Annotated in this window: 14 protein-coding genes; 10 read left to right on the top strand and 4 right to left on the bottom strand. The window is 67.6% G+C overall.

Features of this window, described 5'->3' with window-relative positions; all coding sequences use genetic code 11:
- Positions 1-17 precede the first annotated feature (17 nt).
- The gene (locus E1H18_RS16165; RefSeq protein WP_172270230.1) at positions 18-3,029 is read left to right on the top strand and encodes a TonB-dependent receptor; all 3,012 of its coding nucleotides are present in this window, start codon (positions 18-20) and stop codon (positions 3,027-3,029) included.
- Between the two features lie 80 nt (positions 3,030-3,109).
- Here the strand turns inward: E1H18_RS16165 and nagA are convergent, their stop codons facing one another.
- From nagA to E1H18_RS16150, 3 genes are read right to left on the bottom strand one after another with little or no spacing between them, the layout of a single operon-like run.
- Complete coding sequence (gene nagA / locus E1H18_RS16160) at positions 3,110-4,249, bottom strand: N-acetylglucosamine-6-phosphate deacetylase (protein WP_172270228.1); 1,140 nt, start codon at positions 4,247-4,249, stop codon at positions 3,110-3,112.
- Positions 4,249-5,295, bottom strand: a complete 1,047-nt coding sequence (locus E1H18_RS16155) for an SIS domain-containing protein (RefSeq protein WP_370526531.1) — start codon at positions 5,293-5,295, stop codon at positions 4,249-4,251. The genes nagA and E1H18_RS16155 overlap by 1 nt, the downstream gene beginning before the upstream one ends.
- 11 nt (positions 5,296-5,306) lie before the next feature.
- Positions 5,307-6,050, bottom strand: coding sequence for a GntR family transcriptional regulator (locus E1H18_RS16150; RefSeq protein ID WP_172270226.1), 744 nt, complete (start codon positions 6,048-6,050; stop codon positions 5,307-5,309).
- Between the two features lie 275 nt (positions 6,051-6,325).
- Between E1H18_RS16150 and E1H18_RS16145 the strand changes: the two genes are divergently transcribed.
- The 9 genes from E1H18_RS16145 to E1H18_RS16105 all read left to right on the top strand — a co-directional run bounded on the left by E1H18_RS16145 (position 6,326) and on the right by E1H18_RS16105 (position 20,817).
- Positions 6,326-8,995 (top strand): TonB-dependent receptor, encoded by a 2,670-nt coding sequence (locus E1H18_RS16145; protein ID WP_172270224.1) that lies wholly within the window; start codon positions 6,326-6,328, stop codon positions 8,993-8,995.
- A gap of 124 nt (positions 8,996-9,119) precedes the next feature.
- On the top strand, positions 9,120-11,372 hold the full coding sequence (locus E1H18_RS16140) for a family 20 glycosylhydrolase (RefSeq protein ID WP_172270222.1): 2,253 nt from the start codon (positions 9,120-9,122) through the stop codon (positions 11,370-11,372).
- 21 nt (positions 11,373-11,393) lie between these two features.
- A complete protein-coding gene (gene ptsP, locus E1H18_RS16135) occupies positions 11,394-13,895 on the top strand; it encodes a phosphoenolpyruvate--protein phosphotransferase (RefSeq protein ID WP_172270220.1) in 2,502 nt (833 codons plus the stop codon).
- Positions 13,896-13,900: 5 nt separating this feature from the next.
- Positions 13,901-15,640, top strand: a complete 1,740-nt coding sequence (gene nagE, locus E1H18_RS16130; RefSeq protein ID WP_172270218.1) for an N-acetylglucosamine-specific PTS transporter subunit IIBC — start codon at positions 13,901-13,903, stop codon at positions 15,638-15,640.
- An 86-nt stretch (positions 15,641-15,726) separates the two neighbouring features.
- On the top strand, positions 15,727-16,980 hold the full coding sequence (locus E1H18_RS16125) for an acetyl-CoA C-acetyltransferase (RefSeq protein WP_172270216.1): 1,254 nt from the start codon (positions 15,727-15,729) through the stop codon (positions 16,978-16,980).
- Positions 16,981-16,997: 17 nt separating this feature from the next.
- On the top strand, positions 16,998-17,780 hold the full coding sequence (locus E1H18_RS16120) for an SDR family NAD(P)-dependent oxidoreductase (protein WP_172266387.1): 783 nt from the start codon (positions 16,998-17,000) through the stop codon (positions 17,778-17,780).
- A 3-nt stretch (positions 17,781-17,783) separates the two neighbouring features.
- Complete coding sequence (locus tag E1H18_RS16115; protein WP_172270214.1) at positions 17,784-18,548, top strand: SDR family NAD(P)-dependent oxidoreductase; 765 nt, start codon at positions 17,784-17,786, stop codon at positions 18,546-18,548.
- Entirely contained in the window at positions 18,545-19,714 is a 1,170-nt protein-coding gene (locus E1H18_RS26815; RefSeq protein WP_172270212.1) for an acyl-CoA dehydrogenase family protein, read from the top strand. Before E1H18_RS16115 ends, E1H18_RS26815 begins: the two co-directional genes overlap by 4 nt.
- Positions 19,715-19,800: 86 nt before the next feature.
- Complete coding sequence (locus E1H18_RS16105; protein ID WP_172270210.1) at positions 19,801-20,817, top strand: 2-hydroxyacid dehydrogenase; 1,017 nt, start codon at positions 19,801-19,803, stop codon at positions 20,815-20,817.
- Positions 20,818-20,835: 18 nt separating this feature from the next.
- On the opposite strand, the gene E1H18_RS16100 is transcribed toward E1H18_RS16105, so the two are convergent.
- Positions 20,836-21,474: a hypothetical protein gene (locus E1H18_RS16100; protein WP_172270208.1), complete on the bottom strand. Its 639-nt coding sequence runs from the start codon at positions 21,472-21,474 to the stop codon at positions 20,836-20,838.
- Positions 21,475-21,687 lie beyond the last annotated feature (213 nt).

Genomic DNA, 21,687 nt, shown 5'->3' with positions numbered 1-21,687 from the left:
ACACGGGAGGAAGTTCAATGTTGAAGACTACCACGGGGCGCGTGCGCGCTCTGCGCAGCGGCGTGTCCGCAGGCGCGATGACTCTGGCGATCCTGGCAGCCGGCGGCGCAGCCGCCCAGAACGCAGCGCCCGCTCAGGCCACCGATGAAGTCGACGCCGTCGTCGTCACCGGCTTCCGCGCCTCTCTGGCGAACGCCCTGGACATCAAGCGTCGTGAGAACGACCTCGTCGATGTCATCAAGGCTCAGGACATCGCCGATTTCCCTGACCTGAACCTGGCGGAATCGCTGCAGCGCGTGCCGGGCGTGTCGATCGACCGCGACGGCGGCGAAGGCCGCACCATCACCGTCCGTGGTCTGAGCGCCGATTTCACGGTCGTTCGGCTGAACGGCCTGGAAGCCCTGGCCACCACCGGCGGCAAGGACGGTTCGGGCGGCGCCAACCGCAGCCGTCAGTTCGACTTCTCGATCTTCGCCTCGGAGCTGTTCAACAGCGTCACCGTGCGCAAGTCGACCTCGGCCAGCAACGAAGAGGGCTCGCTGGGCGCCATCGTCGACCTGCAGGCCGCGCGTCCGTTCGACTTCAGCAAGTTCACCCTGAGCGCCAGCGGCAAGATCGGCTGGAACGATCTCTCGCGAAAGAGCGACCCGCGCTACACCTTCCTGGTCAGCAATCGCTGGGACACCAATGTCGGTGAGTTCGGCGCCCTGCTGTCGGTGGCCTATGCGACCCGGCAGACCCGCGAAGAGGGCTCCTCGACCGGCCGCTGGGAAAACCCGTCGGTCCAGTTCAATTCGTCGACCGCCTTCCCATGCTCGGGCGCGGCCTACAATCCCGTCAGCGGGCCGCCGCTGAGCTGCGCCCAGATCGGTACGGTCGTGGGCGGCACCTCGCCGACGACGACGGCCGCCGCCGGCACCGCCAACAACCTGTGGCACCCGCGGATCCCGCGCTATGGCCGCCTGGACTATGATCAGAAGCGTCTTGGCGTGACCGGTTCGCTGCAGTGGCGGCCGAACGATCGCTCGACCCTGACCCTCGACGCGCTGCTGGCCAAGTTCACCAACAATCGCGACGAGACCTATCTGGAAATCATCTCGTTCAGCCGCGCCGGCGCAGGCCTGCCGCAGACCGACGTGGTCAACTTCCAGGCCGACTCCAAGGGCAATCTGATCAAGGGCACGTTCGACGACGTCGACGCCCGGGTCGAATATCGCCACGACGACCTGAAGACCGAGTTCAACCAGCTGGCCCTGACCTACGACACCAAGTTCGGTGACCGCGGTCACTTCGTCGCCACCTACGGCCAGTCGCGCTCGATCCAGGACAATCCGGTCCAGACGACCTTCTCGTTCGATCGCTACGACAGCGACGGCTACAGCTACGACTATTCGCAGAACGACAAACTGCCGAACTTCAACTACGGCTTCGATCCGACCAACCCGGCCAGCTACCAGTACAGCGCCAGCAACGCCCTGGGCGACGCTTCGCTGCTGCGCATGCGTCCCAGCAAGGCGGTCAACACCTTCAAGACGTTCCGGGCTGACGTCGACTACGAGATCGTCGACGGCTTCAAGCTGCGTTACGGCGGCAACTACAAGAAGTACGGCTTCAGCTCGTGGGAAAAGCGCCTCTATTCGCGCAATCTGGCGAGCACCGGCACGACCTTCACCGCCGAGGCCGCCTTCGGCCTGCCGGCGGGGACCACGATCGCCAATGTTTCGCGCCTAATCAGCGGCTTCGGCCGTGGCCTGGACCTGCCCTCGGGCGTGCCGACCTCGTGGCTGGCCCCCGACCTGGGCAAGCTGGAAACGGCGCTGGGCTATAACTGCAACTGTATCAACGCCAACGGCGACTTCCGCCTCAGCACGATTAACCAATTGGGCGCGATGCGGGCGATCAACGAGAAGGACATCGCCTTCTATCTGCAAGGCGACTTCGACTACGACCTGTTCAACATCCCCGTGCGCGGCAACTTCGGCGTGCGCTGGGTGAAGACCGAGCAGAATGCGCTGGGCAACTACAACACCGGCAGCGTGACCACGCCGGTCGCCACGCCGTTCGGCACGATCTCGACGACCGTTCCGACCGCAGGCGTCCAGACGACCTCGCGCGAGTACACCAACACCCTGCCGTCGCTGAACGTCTCGGCCCAGCCGTTCGACAACTTCTATGTCCGCTTCGCCGCCGCCAAGGTGATGACGCGTCCGCAGCTGCAGAACCTGACCCCGGGCTACACCTCGATCAGCCAGCAGAACCAGACGCTGACGCGCGGCAATCCCGAGCTGAACCCGATGCTGGCCAACAATCTGGACCTCAGCTTCGAATGGTATCCTGACAAGGAGACGCTGTTCTCGGTCGGCTTCTTCCAGAAGGACATCAAGTCCTACATCCAGAGCTCGGCGGTCACCATGCCGTGGGCCGAGACCGAACTGCCTACGAGCCTGCTCTCCAACGGCAATACGCCGGACACGCTGTTCACGGTCACGACTCAGATCAACACCCCCGGCGGCAAGCTGAAGGGCTTCGAGGTCTCGCTGCAGCGTCCGTTCAGCTTCCTGCCGGCGCCGTTCGACGGCTTCGGCGGCATCGTGAACTACACGCACGTCACCAGCGACATTCAGTACGTGATCCGCAACCCGACCTATGCCGGTACGCCGCGGGTTCAAACGGCCCCGGCCGTGCTGATCACCCAGCCGCTGGTCAACCTGTCGCCGGACGCTTTCAACGCCACGCTCTATTACGAGAAGAGCAACTTCAAGGCGCGCGTCTCGGCCTCGTACCGCGACCCGTACCTGATCCAGGTGGCGCCGTCGGCGACCAACAACAACGATGTTCGGATCAAGGAGAAGACCCTGAACATCGACAGCCAGATCAGCTACAATTTCAAGAACTTCACGATCACGCTGGAAGGCATCAACCTGACGGACGAGCAGGACAGCAAGGTCATCGACTCCACCCGGATGATTTCCGAAGAGTACGTTCACTTCGGTCGGCAGTACTATCTGGGCGTGAAGTGGAAGTTCTAGCCTTCCACCGATCCCTGAGTTGACATGAGAAGGGCGCTGGCCGTGAGGCCGGCGCCCTTTTTCTTGCCCTGCGCGCGCGGTCAGTGCGCGGGAACGCCGTCGATCCAGGTGTTGGCGACGTTCAGCTGGTCGTCCAGCAGGCAGAAATCGGCCGCATGGCCGACGTCGATCCGCCCGCGGATATTTTCCAATCCCAGGAAGGCGGCGGGCGCAGCGGCGGCCATGGTCACCGCGTCGGCCAGCGATACGTCCAGCAGGGCGACGGCGTTGCGGACGGCCGTGGCCATGTCCAGGTCCGAGCCCGCCAGCGTGCCCTTGTCGTCGACGCAGACGCCGTCGACCACGCGGATGTGGCGGCCCTGCAGGTCGAAGGACTTGTCGGTCATGCCTACGGTCGGCATGGCGTCGGTCACCAGCATGAACCGGTCCAGCGGTCGGGTGCGCAGGGCCAGCTTCAGGGTCACGGGATCCACATGGCGGCCGTCGACGATCAGGCCGCACCAGGCGGTCAGGCTCTCCAGCGCCGCGCCCACCGCGCCGGGCTCGCGGCTGGTCAGCGGCGACATGGCGTTGAAGAGGTGGGTGAAGCCGGTCAGGCCGTGGTCTAGCGCCTGACGCATGGTCTTGTAGTGCGCATTGGTATGGCCGGCGGCGACGATCACCCCGGCGTTGGCCAGGCGTCGGATCATCTCCGGCGTGGTGCGCTCGGGGGCCAGGGTGACCAGGGTCTTGCCGACCTTCAGCGAGGTCAGCAGGGCCAGGGCCTCGTCGTCGATGACCCGGAACTTGCCCTCGTCGTGGATGCCCTTGCGCTTGGGGTTGAGGAATGGACCCTCGATGTGGATGCCCAGCACGCCGGGCGCGCCTTGTTCGATCGCGGCCTCTGTGGCGCGCATGGCCTGGTCGACGACGGCCAGGTCGTCGCTGATCAGGGTCGGCAGGAAGCCCGTCGTGCCGAACGGGCGATGGGCCGCGCCGATGGCGGCGATGGCCTCAGGCGTCGGCTGGTCATTGAACAGCACGCCGCCGCCGCCATTGACCTGGGTGTCGATGAAGCCGGGGACCAGCAGGCCGCCGTCCAGGTCGCGGCGCTGGGCGTGGGCCGGGATCTCGCGCGCGTCGACGACGCCGGCGATCAGGCCGCCTTCGATCAGCACGGCCTTGCCGTCGACGACGCCGGCTTCCGTCAGGACACGGCCATTTACCAGAGCAGCCAGCATCAGACGGTTTCGGTGACCTTGTTGAGGTGAGGGGGGCTGTCAGGATCGTAGCCGCGCGCGACCGAAAGCGCATTGGCCATTCGGTAGAAGCTCTGGATCATCAGGATCGGCTCCAGCACCGGGTGGGCGGCCAGGCAGGGCAGGGCGCCCGGCGCGGTCTCGCCCGGTCCCGCCATCAGCACGTCGGCGCCGCGTTCGCGCAGGCCCTGGGCCATGGCGTCGACGCTGGTGCGGCTTTCGTCGTTCTGGGCGAAGACCAGGGCCGGAAAGCCATCCTTCACCAGAGCCATCGGGCCGTGCAGCACCTCGGCGGCGCTGAAGGCCTCGGCGTGCAGGCCGCAGGTCTCCTTGAACTTCAGGGCGGCTTCCAGCGCCACGCCGAAACCGACGCCGCGACCCAGGACATAGAGGTTACGGGCGGTCTTCAGGCGGTCGACGGCTGAAGACCAGTCCAGCGTCCAGGCCGTTTCCAGAGCAGCCGGAAGGGTCGCCAGCGCGTCCGTCAGGTCCGCATCCTCGGTCCAGGCGGCGATCAGCTGGGTGATGGCCACGAGGGCGGCGATGTAGGACTTGGTCGCCGCGACGCTCAGCTCGGGGCCGGCGTGCAGCGGAATGACCTCGTCGGCGAGGTCCGCCAGCGGCGAGTCGACCACATTGACCAGGGCCACTGCATAGGCGCCGGCGGCCTTGGCCGTCTTCACCGCCGCCAGGAGATCAGGGCTCTTGCCCGACTGTGAAATGGCCAGATAGAGCGCCCCCTCCAGATTGGGCGAAGCGTCATAGACGGAGCTGACCGACAGGCCCGCCGATGAGGTCAGCACGCCGGCCTTGGTCTCGATCAGGTAGCGGGCGAAGGTGGCGGCGTGGTCGCTGCTGCCGCGTGCGCAGGTCACCACCACGCGGGGCGGGTTGGCGCGCAGGCGCGCCGCCAGGGCCTGGATCTTCTCGGCGTTGGCGGCCAGTTGCGTGGCGGCGACCTGCGAGGCCTGGCCGGCCTCCAGGAACATCTTGGTGGTCTCTGGACGGATCAAGACGGTCGCCTCCAAGCTTCGGACTCCTAGGATAGGGAATTCAATTCGGCGACGAAGTCGTACGCATCGCCGCGATAATAGGATTGGGTGACTTCCACCGCCCGGCCGTCGCGCAGGAAACCCCGGCGCTCGATCAGCAGCCCCGCGTCCTTGACCGGAACGCCCAGAAGGTCGGCCTGTTCGGCGTTGAACAGGATCGCCCTCAGGCGCTGCAGGGCGCGCACCGGGCGATGGCCGGTGGTCTCCAGCGCCTCGTAGAGCGAGACGCCGACCACCTCGGTGGAGGGGAGGGCGAAGGCGGCGATGGTGGTGTATTCCACGGCCATCGGCGCGCCGTCGGCATAGCGGATGCGGGCGAAGCGATAGACCGGCGTGCCGGGCGACAGGCCCAGGATGAGCGACTCCTCGGGAGTCACCTGACCCTCGGCGCGGCTGATCCACTCGCTGCGCGGCACGCGGCCGCGCGAGATCATGTCCTCGGTGAACGACGACAACTTCGAGAAGCTCTTTTCCACCCGGGCGGCGACGAAGGTGCCCGCGCCCTGGCGGCGGGTCAGCAGGCCCTCGCTGACCAGACCGTCCAGCGCCTTGCGCACAGTGATGCGCGAGATGCTGAATTCGTCGGCCAGGTCGCGTTCGGCCGGCAGGGCGTCGTCCGGCGACAGCACCTTCTTCTGGATAGCCTCGCGCAGCGCGCGCTGCAGTTGCTTATAGAGCGGTGCGTGTTCGCCCTGGGCGTCGAGCCGTCCGATACGCTCAGCAAACGTCATGTCCAGCCCTCCCTCGAAAAGCCCCGACAGGCTGTGGGTCGCGCAAATCCGCGGCGCCGTTTCGATACCATATGACCATTTTCATACCAATAAGAACGTGGTCTGCAATTGGTTTCTTTTTGGCCTTGTCATCTGAAAAATTTCCGTCACAGTTCCCGTCCGAGGCCTGAGAAGTACCACTTTCTGCGGATCCTCCCAGGAGATTGGTATCATATTGGGCTTTGGGGTTCGGCTCCGGGTCCAATCGGCCCGGCATAATGGGGAGAAGCCGAGTTATGAATACCTTCAGGAAGTCCGTGCTGGCCGCCTCGGTCAGCGCCATGGCCGTCATGGCCGCCGCGCCGGTTCTAGCGCAAGACAATAGCAGCGCCGTGGAAGAGGTGGTCGTCACCGGCATCCGCGCCTCGCTGCTGCAATCCATCGAATCCAAGCGCCGCGCCGACGCCATCGTCGACGTCGTCACCGCCGAGGATGTCGGCAAGTTCCCGAGCAGCAACGTCGCCGAGGCTCTGACGATCGTACCGGGCGTCACCGTCGACCGCGCCTTCGGCCAGGGCGAAAAGGTCAGCATCCTGGGCACCGACCCGGCGCTGAACCGCACCCTGCTGAACGGCCAGACCGTCGCCTCTGCCGACTGGTTCATCCTCGACTCTCCGGGCCGCACCTTCAACTATGCGCTGCTGGCCCCGCAGATCGTCGGCAAGGTCGAAGTCTTCAAGTCGCCCGAAGCGCGCATCGACGAAGGCAGCATCGGCGGCACCGTCATCGTCAACACCCGCAAGCCTCTGGACCTGAAGTCGGGCCTCGTCGCCGGCGCCGTGAGCTATCTGCACAACGACCGCTCCAAGAAGGGCGATGTCCAGGGTTCGCTGCTGGTCAGCTGGAAGAACAATGCCGACACCTTCGGCGCCAGCTTTTCGGTTCAGCGCGCGGAAGACCAGCTGCGTCGCGACGGCCTGGAAAGCTACGGCACCATGGCCGCCAACCAGTGGGCCGGCGGCAATGCCGACAATCCGGTCGACTCGCGCACCCGCGGCTGCACCGGCTCGTGCGCCACGACCCTGACCTCGAACCTGACGGCCCGCAGCCTCAATGCGTTCGGCTCGTCGTACTTCGAGCAGGGCCGCAAGCGCACCACCTACACCACGGCCCTGCAGTGGAAGCCGACCGACGCCCTGTCGTTCGACTTCAACTGGCTGAAGATCAAGGCCACCTACGACAACACCAACCAGTCGATGTACGCCTTCCAGGGCAACACCTGGAACAGCCTCGGCGCCCTGACCGGCCTGACGGTGAACGACGGCGTCGTCAGCAAGGCGTCGTTCAATAACGCGCTGAGCGTTCTGGACGTGCAGTATCGCGAAGCCGGACTCAGTTCCGACACCTACCACCTGAAGGGTGCGTACAAGGGCGACGGCTGGGACGTCAGCGGCGAGATCGGCAAGTCCACCGCCGACGGCGGCACCAAGCGCCAGGTGTTCCTCGAGTTCCTGAACTGGGCCAACTACACCGTCGACATCAGCGGCGCGCCCAAGAGCCCCGGCAGCCTGACCTACACGACCAATGTGATGGGCAACCCGGCCGCCTTCGCGACCGACCCGGGCTGGAGCGGCAACCTGGTCACCAAGCCGACCTCGGACGAGGAGAAGTACGCCCAGATCGACTTCGGCAAGGACTTCGACGGCGTCATCCAGCGCATCCAGGTCGGGTACAAGCGTCGTGAGCACGCCACCGGCCAGCAATATGCCGGTATCGCCATCACCGGCGTCGCCGCCCCCGCCACGCTGTTCAACCCCAGCCAGGCGCCGGGCAACTATCTGAAGGGCTTCGACGGCGTTGGCGACGAGATGAAGACCCGCTTCCGCATCGATGGCCAATCGATGGTCTCGTACGTCGAGAGCGGCAAGTGGCTGGCCTCAGGCGCTGCAATGCCCAAGCCCTCGATCTTCGCCGCCGCCGAGTTCACGGCCGGCAACTGGAACATCGAAGAGAACATCGACGCGGCCTACGCTCAGGCCAGCTTCAAGGCCGACAACATCCGCGGCAATTTCGGCGTCCGTTACGTGAAGACCTCGGTCGATAGCGCCGGTTACGTCTGCAAGCCCGGCGCAGCCTGCAACGCCCAGGCCGACTGGACCTGGAATGTCACCAAGAAGAGCTACGACAACGTCCTGCCCAGCGTGAACATCATCGTCGACGCGCGCGAGGACCTGGTGTTCCGCTTCGCGGCCGCCCAGGTGATCGCGAGGCCCAACTATGCGGACATGACCAACTACTTCTGGTTGTCGGACGGCATCCTGACCGGCGGCGGCGGCAACCCGGCGCTGGAGCCCTACAAGTCGAGCAACTTCAACGCCTCGGCCGAGTGGTACTTCCAGCCCCAGGCCATCCTGTCGGCGGAAGTGTTCTACAAGGACATCTCCAACTACATCCTGTCCCAGACCCAGCCGGAAGCCTATTTCAACCAGTCGCAGGGCCGGGTGACGACCTACCAGATCAGCCGTCCGTTCAATGCGGGCTCGGCTGAGGTCAAGGGCCTGGCGGTGGCCTATCAGCAGAACTTCGCCTACGGCCTGGGTCTGCTGGCCAACTACACCTATGCCGATGGTGAGGGTCAGAAAGGCGCGCCGCTGCCCTACAACTCCAAGCACCAGGTCAATGTCAGCCCGTTCTATGAGAACGGCCCGTTCTCGGCCCGGGTCACCTACACCTGGCGCTCGAAGTACTTCACCGGCGTCGATCGTGGCGACGACATGTTCGTCCGCGCCTCGAAGAACCTGGACGCGACCCTCGGCTATACCGTGAACCAGAACATCTCGGTGTCGGTCGCCGGCCAGAACCTGCTGGACAGCGAGTACTACGCCTATGCCAACACCCCGGCCCTGCCGCGCGGCGTCTACCGCACGGGCCGAAAGCTGATGGCGACGCTGAACGTCAACTTCTGACGGCCGGCTGGCGGGAGGCTTCACGCTTCCCGCCACGCCCATTGATTGAACCCCTCCTGACTGCAAGCATGGAGCTGGGGCGGGATAGCCTGGCTATCCCGCCCGCTTTTTGCCGCGAGGCTGCATGACCTTTCGCATCGCCGCTGTTTCCGCGATCGCCCTGATGCTGGCGACGGCCGCCCAGGCCGACGGCCTCACCCTGACCCCCGCGCCGGCCAAGGCGGTTCGCGCCGAGGGATCTTTCAAGCTTTCCGCCGCCACCCGCATCCACGTCGCCAATGGCGATGTCGAGGCCAAGGGCGTGGCCCTGCAGCTGGCGGACCTGATCCAGCGGTCGCGCGGCTTCCGGCCTGCGGTGGTCGAGGGCGCGCCCGTTGCGGACGCCATCGACCTGACCCGCGAGGGACCGGCCGGCGAGGCCTACAAGCTCGATATCTCGCCGACGGTCGTGACCATTTCCGCCGCCAAGCGGGCGGGCCTGTTCTACGGCGCTATGTCGCTGTGGCAGCTGGCGACGCCGGATGACGCCAAGGGGCCAGTGGCCATTCCCGCCGCCACGATCGAGGACGCGCCGCGCTTCGTCTGGCGCGGCCTGATGGTCGACAGCGCCCGCCACTTCCAGTCGATCGACACGCTGAAGGCGGTGATCGACGCCATGGCGGCGCACAAGCTCAACACCTTCCACTGGCATCTGGTGGACGACCAGGGCTGGCGGCTGGAGATCAAGAAGTATCCGAAGCTGACCCAGGTCGCCGCCTGGCGGCACGACCCCGGCGCGGCGCGGAAATATCCGAAGTACGGCGGCGTCTACACCCAGGACCAGGCCCGCGATCTCGTCGCCTACGCCGCTGCCCGCAACATCACCGTCGTGCCCGAGATCGAGACCCCCGGCCACGCCCTGGCGCCGATCGTGGCCTATCCGCAGCTGGGCTCGGCCGCGCCGGATGCGTCCAAGATGGGCGACTGGGGCGTCTTCCCCTGGCTCTACAACATCGACGACAGCACCTTCGCCTTCCTCGATGACGTGCTGAACGAGGTGATGGACATCTTCCCGTCGACCTTCATCCACGTCGGCGGCGACGAGGCGATCAAGGACCAGTGGAAGGCCAATCCCAAGATCCAGGCCCGGATGAAAGAACTCGGGATCAAGGACGAGCACGAACTGCAGAGCTGGTTCATCCAGCGGGTCGGCCAGTCGTTGGACAAGCGCGGCCGTCGCCTGATCGGCTGGGACGAGATCCTGGAAGGTGGCCTGGCGCCCAACGCCACCGTCATGTCCTGGCGCGGGCTGGACGGCGCGATCGCCGCAGCCAAGGCCGGACACGACACCGTGCTGTCGCCACATCCAGTGCTTTATCTCGACCATCGCCAGAGTCGTTCACCTGAAGAGCCGACCGGCCGCGGCGTGCTGTCGACCCTGAAGGACGTCTACGCCTTCGATCCCGCGCCGGCCCAGCTGACGCCGGACCAGCGGCGACACATCCTGGGCGTCCAGGCCAATGTCTGGACCGAGCACATGCAGACCGACATCCGCATGCAGCAGATGGCCTTCCCCCGCGCCGTGGCTCTGGCCGAGCGCGCCTGGTCGCCGGAGGCGGCGGTCGGCTGGGACGACTTCGCCCGCCGCATGCCCGCCGAGATGGCCCGCCTGAAGGTGCTGGGCGTCACCGCCAACACCGTGCCGTTCGAGCCGCAGCCGGCCCTGTCGGCGGGTGATGGCGGCAAGACGACCCTGGCGCTGTCGACCGGTCTCGGGATCGGCGAGATCCGCTACACCACCGACGGCAAGGCGCCGACCGCGACCTCGCCCGCCTATGTCGGGCCCTTGGACCTGGCGACGGGCGTGGTGGTCAAGGCGCAGACCTTTGTCGACGGCCAGGCCCTGGGCCGTGAGCGCGGCTGGACGATCGATCCGGCCATGCTGCGCACCCGTCTCAGCAGCCAGCTGAAGCTGTGCACCGACAAGGTGCCGCTGACCATGATCGACGACGCCCCGGCGGACTTGGCCAAGCGGCCGATGATGTTCGTCGACGTGCTCAATCCCTGCTGGATCTGGCAAGGCGCGGATCTGGAGAAGGGCGCGGCGTTCAGCGCTCGGATCAGCCAGATCCCGTTCAACTTCCAGGTCGGCGCCGATCGCGACAGGATACCGCTGCGCGCGCCCGCCACCCCGGGCGGCGAGCTGGAGATCCGTGCAGGCTGCGAAGGCGAAAAGCTGGCCGTGCTGCCGCTGGGCAAGGCGTCGGACAATCCGGGCCTGTCCACGATCACCGGCCGCTTGCCCGCCCGGGCCGGCAAGGTCGATCTTTGCCTGACCTTCACGGCCAAGAGCGTCGATCCCTTCTGGGTCATCGAGCGCGTGACCTTGACGCCTTAAGTTCGAAGAGAGTTTGAGTCCGTGTCCAATCTCGTTCTCACCGCCCCGCTCAAGGGCTGGATCGCGCCGCTCGACGAGACCCCCGACGCGGTGTTCGCCGAGCGGATGCTGGGCGACGGCCTGGCGATCGATCCACTGGACTCGACGCTGCATGCGCCCTGCGACGCGGTGGTCACCACCGTGCATCGCGCCCGCCACGCGGTGACCCTGCGCGCCGCCAATGGGGCCGAAATCCTGATGCATGTGGGCCTGGAGACCGTGGCCCTGAACGGCGAGGGCTTCAGCGTCTTCGTCAAGGAAGGCCAAACCGTGAAGGCTGGTGATCGCCTGCTCGGCTTTGACCTGGACCTCCTGGCCCAGAAGGCTCGCAGCCTGATCACCCCGGTCGTGGTGACCAATCTGGACGCCTTCGAGATCATCCGCCGCGACCAGGATCGCGAACTCGGCGTCGGTGACTTCCTGATGGAGCTGTCGCGGATCGGCGGCGCTGAGATGGCGGGTTCGACCGCCGAGGGCGAGATCGGCCGTGCGGTGGTTGTTCCACTGGCCCACGGCATCCACGCCCGTCCGGCCGCCCGCATCGCCGAGACCGCCCGCAAGTTCGTCGCCGAGATCGCCCTGGCCGCCGTCAACCGTCGCGCCAGCGCCAAGAGCCCGGTTGGGGTGATGTCCCTGGCCATACGCCATGGCGACACGATCCAGGTCGTGGCCTCGGGCGTCGACGCCGAGGCGGCGATCGCGGCGATTAGCGAACTGATCGAAGGCGGCATGGGCGAGGGGGCGCCGGTCGCCGTCCAGGCGCTCGCCGTGACCGTCGAACCCCCGGCACCCGCCGAACTGCCGCGTGACGGTGTGCTGAAGGGCGTTCTGGCCGCGCCGGGCCTGGCCATCGGCAAGGCCGTGCGGCTGGCCTCGGCCGACATCGTCGTGCGCGAGGAGGGGCAGGGCGTCGCCCATGAGGAGGCGGCGCTACTCGCCGCCATCGAGATCGTCCGTCAGCGGATCGAGCGCAACGCCGCCAAGGGCGACAAGGCCCGCAAAGCCATCCTCGGCGCCCACCTGGCCTTCCTGGAAGATCCCGAACTGGCCGCTGGCGCGCGCCGTCTGATCGGCGAGGGCAAGAGCGCGGGCTTCGCCTGGCGCAAGGCGGTCGGCGGCTATGTCGAGGCCCTGCGCGGCCTGGGCGATCGCCGGCTGGCCGAGCGGGTCGACGATCTCGTGGACCTGGAGCGTCAGGTGCTGCGCGCGCTGACGGGCGAGGAAGACGAGGGCGCGGCCCTGCCGCCCGGCTCGATCCTGCTGGCCGATGAACTGCTGCCCTCGCAACTGATGGGTGTGGATCCCGCCGCCGTAGCCGGCTTCGCCACCGCGCGCGGCGGGCCGACCTCGCACGTGGCGATCCTGGCCGCCGCCATGGGCATTCCGGCTTTGGTCGCGGTCGGCGGCGCCCTGCTGAAGGTCAAGGACGGCGCGACCCTGATCCTGGACGCCGACAGCGGGACCTTGCGCGTGGCGCCGGACGCCCCAGCCCTGGAAGCCGCCCAGACCGCCCTGGCCCAGCGCCAGCAACGCAAGGCCGCCGCCCAGGCCGCCGCCCACGATCCGTGCGTGACGAAGGACGGCGTCCGCATCGAGGTGTTCGCCAACACCGGCTCGATCGGCGACGCCCTGGCCGCCGTGACCAATGGCGCGGAAGGCTCGGGCCTATTGCGCACCGAGTTCCTGTTCCTGGACCGTGAGACCCCGCCCGACGAGGACGAGCAGGCCCGCCAGTACCAGGCCATCGCCTCGGCCCTGGACGGCAAGCCGCTGATCATCCGCACCCTGGACGTCGGCGGCGACAAGGCCGCGCCCTACCTGCCGATCCCGGCCGAGGAAAACCCGGCCCTGGGTCTGCGCGGCGTCCGCGTCAGCCTGTGGCGGCCGCATCTCTTAAAGACCCAGCTGCGCGCCATCCTGCGGGTCAAACCTTTGGGCCAATGCAAGATCATGGTCCCGATGGTCGCCAGCCTGGACGAGCTGCGCGCCGTCCGCGCGATGCTGGAAGAGGTCAAGCGCGAGATGGGGATCGTCGAGCGCGTCGAGCTGGGCGTGATGATCGAGACGCCGGCCGCCGCCGTCACCGCCGACCTGATCGCCGCCGAGGCCGACTTCCTGTCGATCGGCACCAACGACCTGACCCAGTATGTGCTGGCCATGGACCGGGGCAATCCCGAGTTGGCCGCCCGCATCGACGCCCTGCACCCGGCGGTGCTGCGGATGATCGATCAGACCTGCAAGGGCGCGGCCAGGCACCATCGCTGGGTCGGCGTCTGCGGCGGCTTGGCCTCGGATCTCGCCGCCACCCCGATCCTGCTGGGCCTGGGCGTCACCGAACTGTCCTGCACCGCCAGCATCACGCCGGAGGTCAAGGCGCGGGTCCGTAGCCTGTCGCTCGACGCCTGCCGCGATCTGGCGGCTCGAGCCCTCGATCAGACCTCGCCCGAAGCGGTCCGAGCCTTGTCCAAGTCTTTCGGAGCCTGACGCCGATGAAGTCTCCGCTCGAGATCCTCCAGCCCCTGGGCCGAGCCCTGATGCTGCCGATCGCGGTGCTGCCGGTGGCGGGCCTGCTGCTGCGTCTGGGCCAGCCCGACCTCTTGAACATCGGCTTCATGGCGGCCGCTGGCGATGCGATCTTCTCCAACCTCGGTTTGCTGTTCGCGATCGGCGTCGCGGTCGGTCTGGCCAAGGAAAACAACGGCGCGGCCGGTCTGGCAGGCGTCGTCTGTTTCCTGATCGCCACCGAGGGCGCCAAGGTCCTGCTGCACGTGCCGGCCGATGTCACGGCGGGCCTGGTCAAGGCCCACGCCGACCTGGCGACGGCGGCTTATAAGGCGAAAGCCCTGGCCAAGCTCAGCGCGCCGATCGGCATCATTTCCGGCGTCATCGGCGGGCTGTTCTACAACCGCTTCTCGACCTTCAAACTGCCTGAATACCTGGCGTTCTTCAGCGGCCGCCGCTTCGTGCCTATGGTCTCGGGGCTGGCGGGCCTGGTCATCGCCGGCCTTCTGGGCGTGGGCTATGACGGGGTCAACGGCGCGGTGGACGCCGCCAGCCGAGCGGTGGTCGGCTCGGGCGAGCTGGGCCTGCTGGTCTTTGGCTTCCTGAACCGGATCCTGATCGTCACCGGTCTGCACCATGTGCTGAACAATATCGCCTGGTTCGTGGTCGGCGACTATCACGGCGCGACCGGGGATCTGCGCCGCTTCTTCGCCGACGACCCGACCGCCGGGGCGTTCATGAGCGGCTTCTTCCCGGTCATGATGTTCGGCCTGCCCGCCGCCTGTCTGGCCATGTATCACACCGCCCGGCCGGAGAAGAAAAAGGCCGTCGGCGGCATGCTGTTCTCGCTGGCCTTGACCTCGTTCCTGACCGGGGTGACCGAGCCGATCGAGTTCAGCTTCATGTTCCTGGCCCCGGTGCTCTACGCGGTACACGCGGTGTTGACCGGCGTCGCGATGGCGCTGATGAACCTGCTGAACATCAAGCTGGGCTTCACCTTCTCGGCGGGCCTGTTCGACTACGTGCTGAACTTCGGCAAGGCGACCCATCCGTTGCTGCTGGTCCCGATCGGCCTTGTGTACGGCGCGGTCTATTACGGCTTGTTCCGGTTCTTCATCCAGAAGTTCGACCTGAAGACGCCTGGCCGTGAGCCCGACGATGCTTCGGCCGCGCCGATCGTCGCCACTGGCGGCGGACGCGGGGCGGACTTCGTCCAGGCGCTGGGTGGCGCGAGCAACCTCGTCAGCGTCGACGCCTGCACCACCCGTCTTCGGCTGATCGTCGCCGACCAAGGCGCGGTCAGCGAGCCGGCCCTGAAGGCGCTGGGCGCGCGCGGGATCGTCAAGCCGTCCGACAAGGCGCTGCAGGTCGTGCTGGGTCCGATCGCCGACGGCGTCGCCGGCGAGATCCGCGCCGCCATGGGGGCTCCGGCGCCGGTCGCGAGCGCGCCTGTCGTCAGCAAGGTCGCCACGCCCTCTATCGAAGACGACCGCAAGGCCGAGCAACTGGCCGCCGCCTTGGGCGGCACGGCCAACCTGCGCGAGGTTGGAACCTGCTCCAGCCGCCTGCGCGTGGTGGTACGCGACCAGGATGCGGTGGACGAGGCGGCGCTGCGGGCTGTTGGCGTGCGCGGCGTCGTGCGGGTCGGCGCCCACGCGGTCCACGTCGTGCTGGGTCCCGAGGCCGAGCGGATCGGCGCGGCCCTGCGCTGCCAATTGCCGGCCTGAAGCTTCTTCACGAAACGGGCTTGTGTTCCGCCACGTTAGCGGCCGTCCACTCCTTGTAACTGAACAAGGATAAGGGAGGAGCCGTCATGGCCGAGGCATTGATCATCGACGCCGTCCGCACGCCGCGCGGCGTGGGCAAGGTCGGCAAGGGGGCGCTGGCCCACCTGCATCCGCAGCATCTGGCCGCGACGGTGCTGAAGGCCATCGCCGAGCGCAACAAGCTCGACACCGCTGACGTCGACGACGTGATCTGGTCGACCTCGACGCAGAAGGGCAAGCAGGGCGGGGACCTGGGCCGGATGGCCGCGCTGGACGCCGGCTACGACATCAAGGCCTCGGGCATGACGCTGGACCGCTTCTGCGGCGGGGGCATCACCACGGTGAACCTGGCCGCAGCCCAGATCATGAGCGGCATGGAAGACCTGGTGGTCGCCGGCGGCGTCGAGATGATGAGCCTGACCGCGGCCATGGCCGCCCAGGAGCAGGCCGCCGGCTTCCCGCCGGGCCTGATGGGCTCGGGCAACGCGCATCTGGACGTGCTGCACCCGCAATCGCACCAGGGGGTCTGCGGCGACGCCATCGCCACTCTGGAAGGCATCAGCCGCGAGGACCTGGACGCCCTGGGCCTGGAGAGCCAGCGCCGCGCCGCCCAGGCCATCGCCGAAGGCCGCTTTGCCAAGTCGATCGTGCCGGTGCTGAACGACGACGGCCAAGTCGCCCTGGACCGTGACGAATATCCCCGTCCCGAGACCACGGCCGAGGGCCTGGCCTCGCTGAAGCCGGCCTTCGCCGCCTTGGCCGACTTCCCCTACGACGCCAAGGGCACGACATTCCGTGGGCAGATCAATCGCCGCTATCCGGACCTGCAGATCGAGGCCAAGCACCATGCGGGCAATTCGTCAGGCGTGGTCGATGGCGCCGCGGCGGTGCTGCTGGCGTCGCGCGACTATGCGGAGAAACATGGGCTGAAGGCCCGGGCCCGCGTTGTGGCCATGGCCAATATCGGCGACGACCCGACCCTGATGCTGAACGCCCCCGTGCCGGCCGCCCGCAAGGTGCTGGCCAAGGCGGGCCTCAAGGTCGAGGACATCGACCTGTGGGAGATCAACGAGGCCTTTGCCGTCGTCGCCGAGAAGTTCATCCGCGACCTCAAGCTGGATCGCTCCAAGGTCAACGTCAACGGCGGCGCCATCGCCCTGGGCCACCCGATCGGCGCCACCGGCGCTATCCTGATCGGCACCGTGCTGGATGAGCTGGAACGTACCGGCGGCCGCTACGGCCTGGTGACCATGTGCGCCGCCGGCGGCATGGCCCCGGCCATCATCATCGAACGTCTGTAAGCCTAGAGGACTGATCCATGAAACTCGACAACACCGTCGCCGCCGTCGTCACGGGCGGCGCCTCTGGCCTCGGCGAAGCCACCGCCCGCGCCCTGGCCGCCCAGGGCGTCAAGGTCGCCCTGTTCGACATGAACGAGGAGCGCGGTCAGCAGGTCGCCCAGGACATCGGCGGCGTCTTCTGCAAGGTCAACGTCACCTCGGACGCCGATGTCGACGCCGGCTTCGAGAAGGCCCGCGCCGCCCACGGCCAGGAGCGGATCCTGGTCAACTGCGCCGGCACCGGCAATGCGGCCAAGACCGCCAGCCGCGACAAGACCACCGGCGAGACCAAGCACTTCCCGCTCGACGCCTTCGACCGCATCATCCAGATCAACCTGGTCGGCACCTTCCGCTGCATCGCCAAATCGGCCAAGGGCATGCTGGACCTGGAGCCGTTGGCAGACGGCGAGCGCGGCGCGATCGTCAACACCGCCAGCGTCGCGGCCGAGGACGGCCAGATGGGCCAGGCGGCCTATTCGGCGTCGAAGGGCGGCGTGGTGGGCATGACCCTGCCGATCGCTCGCGACCTGATGGGCGAGGGCATCCGCGTCAACACCATCCTGCCGGGCATCTTCAATACCCCGCTGATGAACGGCGCGCCGGAAGCGGTGAAGGCGGGCCTTGCCGCCAGCGTGCCCTTCCCCAAGCGCCTGGGTCTGCCGGAAGAATACGCCCAGCTGGCGGTGACGATGATCACCAACGGCTACTTCAACGGCGAGGACGTGCGTCTGGACGGCGGCATCCGCATGGCCCCGCGCTGATCCATGACTGACGGAAAACGCCTGGCCGGCCGCACGGTCCTGATCACCGGCGCCTCGTCGGGCATCGGCGCGCGCTTCGCCCGCATCGTCGCCGCCGAAGGCGCGGCGGTGGTGATCGGCGCGCGCCGCGTCGACCGGCTGGAGGCCCTGCGCGAGGCCATCGTCGCCGATGGCGGCAAGGCCCTGGCCGTCGCGCTGGACGTCGCCGACGAGGCCTCGACCATCGCCGCCTATGACGCCGCCGAGGCCGCCTTCGGGCCGGTTGACGGGGTGGTGGCCAATGCCGGCATCCAGGTCGAGGGCCTGGCGACGGAGCTTTCGGTCGAGGATTTCGACCAGGTGTTCGCGGTCAATGTGCGCGGCGTCTTCCTGACCGCCCGTGAGGGCGCCAAGCGGATGCGGGCGGCCGGGATCGCCGAGAGGGGCCGCATCGTGCTGATCTCTTCGATCACGGCCAAGATGATCACGCCGGGCGTGGTGACCTACAGCGCGTCCAAGGCCGCCGTCAGCCACATGGGTCGACTGCTGGCCCGCGAGTGGGCGCGCACCGGTCCCAACGTCAACAACCTTTGCCCTGGCTACATCAAGTCGGAGCTGGCCGGCGACTGGTTCGACACCGAGGGCGGGGCCAAGCAGATGAGCAAATGGCCGCGCCGGCGGATCCTGGATGAGGACGCGCTGGACCCCATGCTGCTGTATCTGCTGTCCGACGAGAGCAAGGGCGTCACCGGCGCCGACTTCACCATCGACGACGGACAATCGCTGTGAGCGCCTACGATGCCGAACGTGGCGCGGCGATCGCCTGCAAGGTCGAGGCCTTCGTGCGTGAGGTCGTGGCGCCGTACGAGCGCGACCCCCGGTGCGGCGCCCATGGTCCGTCCGACGCGCTGATCGATGAACTACGCGACAAGGCCCGCGCGGCCGGCGTGCTGACGCCGCACATCCTGGCCGACGGCGACCACATCTCGCACCGCGAGACGGCCCTGGTGCTGCGCGCCGCCGGCCTGTCGACCTTGGGGCCGCAAGCGGTCAATGTCGCGGCGCCGGACGAGGGTAACATGTTCCTGCTGGGCCGCGCGGCTTCGCCCGAGCAGAAGGCGCGGTTCCTGGATCCGCTGGTGGCGGGGACCGCGCGCTCGGCCTTCTTCATGACCGAGCCGGCGGTCGACGGCGGGGCGGGCTCGGATCCGTCGATGCTGATGACCACGGCCCGCCAGGACGGCAATCATTGGGTGATCGACGGTCGCAAGGCGTTCATCACCGGGGCCGAGGGCGCCAAGGTCGGCATCGTCATGGCCAAGGCCGAAGCCGGCGCGACGTTGTTCCTGGTTGACCTGCCCGATCCCGCCATCCGCATCGAGCGGGTGCTGGACACCATCGACAGCTCCATGCCGGGCGGCCACGCGGTGGTGGCGATCGAGGGCCTACGCGTCTCGGCCGACCAAGTGCTGGGCCAGCCGGGCGACGGCTTCAAGCTGGCCCAGGTGCGCCTGGCGCCGGCCCGCCTGACCCACTGCATGCGCTGGCTGGGCGCCTGCATCCGCGCCAACGAGATCGCCACCGCCTACGCCGTCAAGCGCCACGCGTTCGGCAAGCCGCTGATCGACCATGAAGGCGTCGGCTTCATGCTGGCCGAGAACCTGATCGAGCTGAAGCAGGCCGAGCTGATGATCGACTGGTGCGCCGACGTGCTGGACAGCGGTGCCCTGGGCACGACCGAAAGCTCGATGGCCAAGGTCGCGGTCAGCGAGGCCCTGATGCGCATCGCCGACCGCTGCGTGCAGGTGATGGGCGGGACCGGCGTCACCGGCGACACCATTGTCGAGCAGGTGTTCCGCGAGGTCAGGGCCTTCCGCATCTATGACGGGCCGACCGAGGTCCACAAATGGAGCCTGGCCAAGAAGATCAAGCGCGACGCCACGGAGAGGTCTTAAGGATAATCGCCCGCTTGCGCGGACGACGGGGCCCACTAAAGAACCGGGAGGTCGCGGAAAGGTCGCGACGGTTCCCGGAGCGACCCATGCGCGTGGCGGTGTTCTCGGCCAAGGCCTATGACCGACGGTTCCTGGACGCGGCCAACGCCGCCTTCGGCCATGAGCTGGACTATCTCGAGGCTCGGCTGGACGCCTCCACCGCCGCCCTTGCGGCCGGACGCCCGGCGGTCTGCGTCTTCGTCAACGATCGCCTGGACGCCGGCGTGCTCGAGGCGCTGGCGAGCGTCGGCGTCAAGGCGGTAGCCCTACGCTGCGCGGGCTACAACAATGTCGACTTGGCTGCGGCCGAGCGGCTGGGGATCACGGTCGTCCGTGTACCTGCCTATTCGCCCGAGGCGGTCGCCGAGTTCACCCTCGGCCTGATCCTGGCCCTGGACCGCAATATCCCCCGGGCCTGCAATCGAGTGCGTGAGAACAACTTCGCCTTGGACGGCCTGATCGGCCGCAATCTGTCGGGCCGCGTCGCCGGGGTTGTCGGCACCGGCCGGATCGGGGCGCTGGTCGCCCGGATGCTGCGGCTGGGTTTCGGCTGCGAGGTGCTGGCTTCGGATGTCTTCCAGGACGAGGCCCTAGTCGCCGCCGGCGTGCGCTACGTCCCCGTCGAGACCCTGCTGCGTGAGGCCGATCTCGTTTCGCTGCACTGTCCGCTGACGCCAGAGACCCGCCACCTGATCGACGCGACCGCCATTGCCCAGGCCCGCGACGGCGTGATGATCGTCAACACCAGCCGCGGCGCGCTGATCGACACCACGGCCCTGATCGAGGGGCTGAAGAGCCGCAAGGTCGGCGGCGTGGCGCTGGACGTGTATGAACAGGAGGCCGACCTGTTCTTCGAGGACCTGTCCAACGAGATCATCCAGGATGACGTCTTCCAACGCCTGCTGACCTTCCCCAACGTGCTGGTCACCGGCCACCAGGCCTTCCTGACCGAGGAGGCTCTGGGCGCGATCGCGCAGACCACGCTGGGCAGCCTGGCGGAGATCGAGGCTGGCCAGGTTCCCAGGCATCAGGTGCTGCGCGAGGCCGTGGTCGCGGGGGGCTAGGCGTTCGGTCCTGGACGTCTAGCGCTTGTGGATGCTGGCTTCGGGCGTGAAGAAGCTGCCCTGCAAGGGAATCGAGCATGGCGTGCGACCCAGGCGCAGCTCGCCCTGCCGCCCCTTGGGCTTCTTGCCGACGCCGAACTTGATCGAGCAGTTCACCCCTCGGAAATAGGCCGCCCCGCCCGGCGTCACCCCCGCAGGCTGGTCGTCGCCATAACCGCGGCCCGAAGGCCCGGCCGCCGCGAGCTCGTCATAATAGGCGCGTTTGCCCGGATCCATGTGCAGTCCGTAGCGCGGCGTCGAAGGGCTCATGCGGCCCAGTTTTTCTTCACAGGCCTCGCGCTCTTCCAGGGTCCTGGCGCGCGTGCAGCCGGCCGTGGCCCGGAGTGCGGCGCGAAGACCTTCGGAAGGGCCGGCAGGTCCCGCAGGAGCGGCGGCGACGGGCGCGGGCGCCGAGACCTGTGGGGCGATCGCCGGCGTAGGCAGGGCTTCGGCATGGGTCTGGATCGGAGGGCGGGCGGACGGTTTTATCGTCGCCGGCCGCGAGGCGACGAGCGGACTGACCAACTGGGCGGACATCAGGGGAAGGTCCGGTCCCGCCGCCACGAACCCTGACGGCCGGGGCCAGGCCAGCCAGCCCAACACCAGGGCGTGCAGCATCAGCGACAGTGTCGCGACGACTCCCAGTCTTCGCCGTCCAGAACCCCGCATCCTCGCCCCTCGCCCCGGGGGCCTACCCAGGGATGCAGAAGCTGCGCTTTCAGTTGTGTCGGAAGCGGGGCCGCAACAAGGCCGGAAAGGTCACAGCTTGGGAGCCTGAACGAAGAAGGGCGGGACCCGGCTCCGCCGATCCCGCCCTTCTCGACACCCCCG

The organism is Caulobacter sp. RHG1 (assembly GCF_013181195.1).
Taxonomy (GTDB): Bacteria; Pseudomonadota; Alphaproteobacteria; order Caulobacterales; family Caulobacteraceae; genus Caulobacter.
This window is presented reverse-complemented; position numbering and strand designations above follow the sequence as displayed.

Excerpts from the sequence above, each read along its gene's own strand:
- E1H18_RS16165 (WP_172270230.1), top strand. The coding sequence starts at position 18 with ATGTTGAAGACTACCACGGGGCGCGTGCGCGCTCTGCGCAGCGGCGTG.
- nagA (WP_172270228.1), bottom strand. The coding sequence starts at position 4,249 with ATGCTGGCTGCTCTGGTAAATGGCCGTGTCCTGACGGAAGCCGGCGTC.
- E1H18_RS16150 (WP_172270226.1), bottom strand. The coding sequence starts at position 6,050 with ATGACGTTTGCTGAGCGTATCGGACGGCTCGACGCCCAGGGCGAACAC.
- E1H18_RS16145 (WP_172270224.1), top strand. The coding sequence starts at position 6,326 with ATGAATACCTTCAGGAAGTCCGTGCTGGCCGCCTCGGTCAGCGCCATG.
- E1H18_RS16140 (WP_172270222.1), top strand. The coding sequence starts at position 9,120 with ATGACCTTTCGCATCGCCGCTGTTTCCGCGATCGCCCTGATGCTGGCG.
- nagE (WP_172270218.1), top strand. The coding sequence starts at position 13,901 with ATGAAGTCTCCGCTCGAGATCCTCCAGCCCCTGGGCCGAGCCCTGATG.
- E1H18_RS16125 (WP_172270216.1), top strand. The coding sequence starts at position 15,727 with ATGGCCGAGGCATTGATCATCGACGCCGTCCGCACGCCGCGCGGCGTG.
- E1H18_RS16120 (WP_172266387.1), top strand. The coding sequence starts at position 16,998 with ATGAAACTCGACAACACCGTCGCCGCCGTCGTCACGGGCGGCGCCTCT.
- E1H18_RS16115 (WP_172270214.1), top strand. The coding sequence starts at position 17,784 with ATGACTGACGGAAAACGCCTGGCCGGCCGCACGGTCCTGATCACCGGC.
- E1H18_RS16105 (WP_172270210.1), top strand. The coding sequence starts at position 19,801 with ATGCGCGTGGCGGTGTTCTCGGCCAAGGCCTATGACCGACGGTTCCTG.
- E1H18_RS16100 (WP_172270208.1), bottom strand. The coding sequence starts at position 21,474 with ATGCTGCACGCCCTGGTGTTGGGCTGGCTGGCCTGGCCCCGGCCGTCA.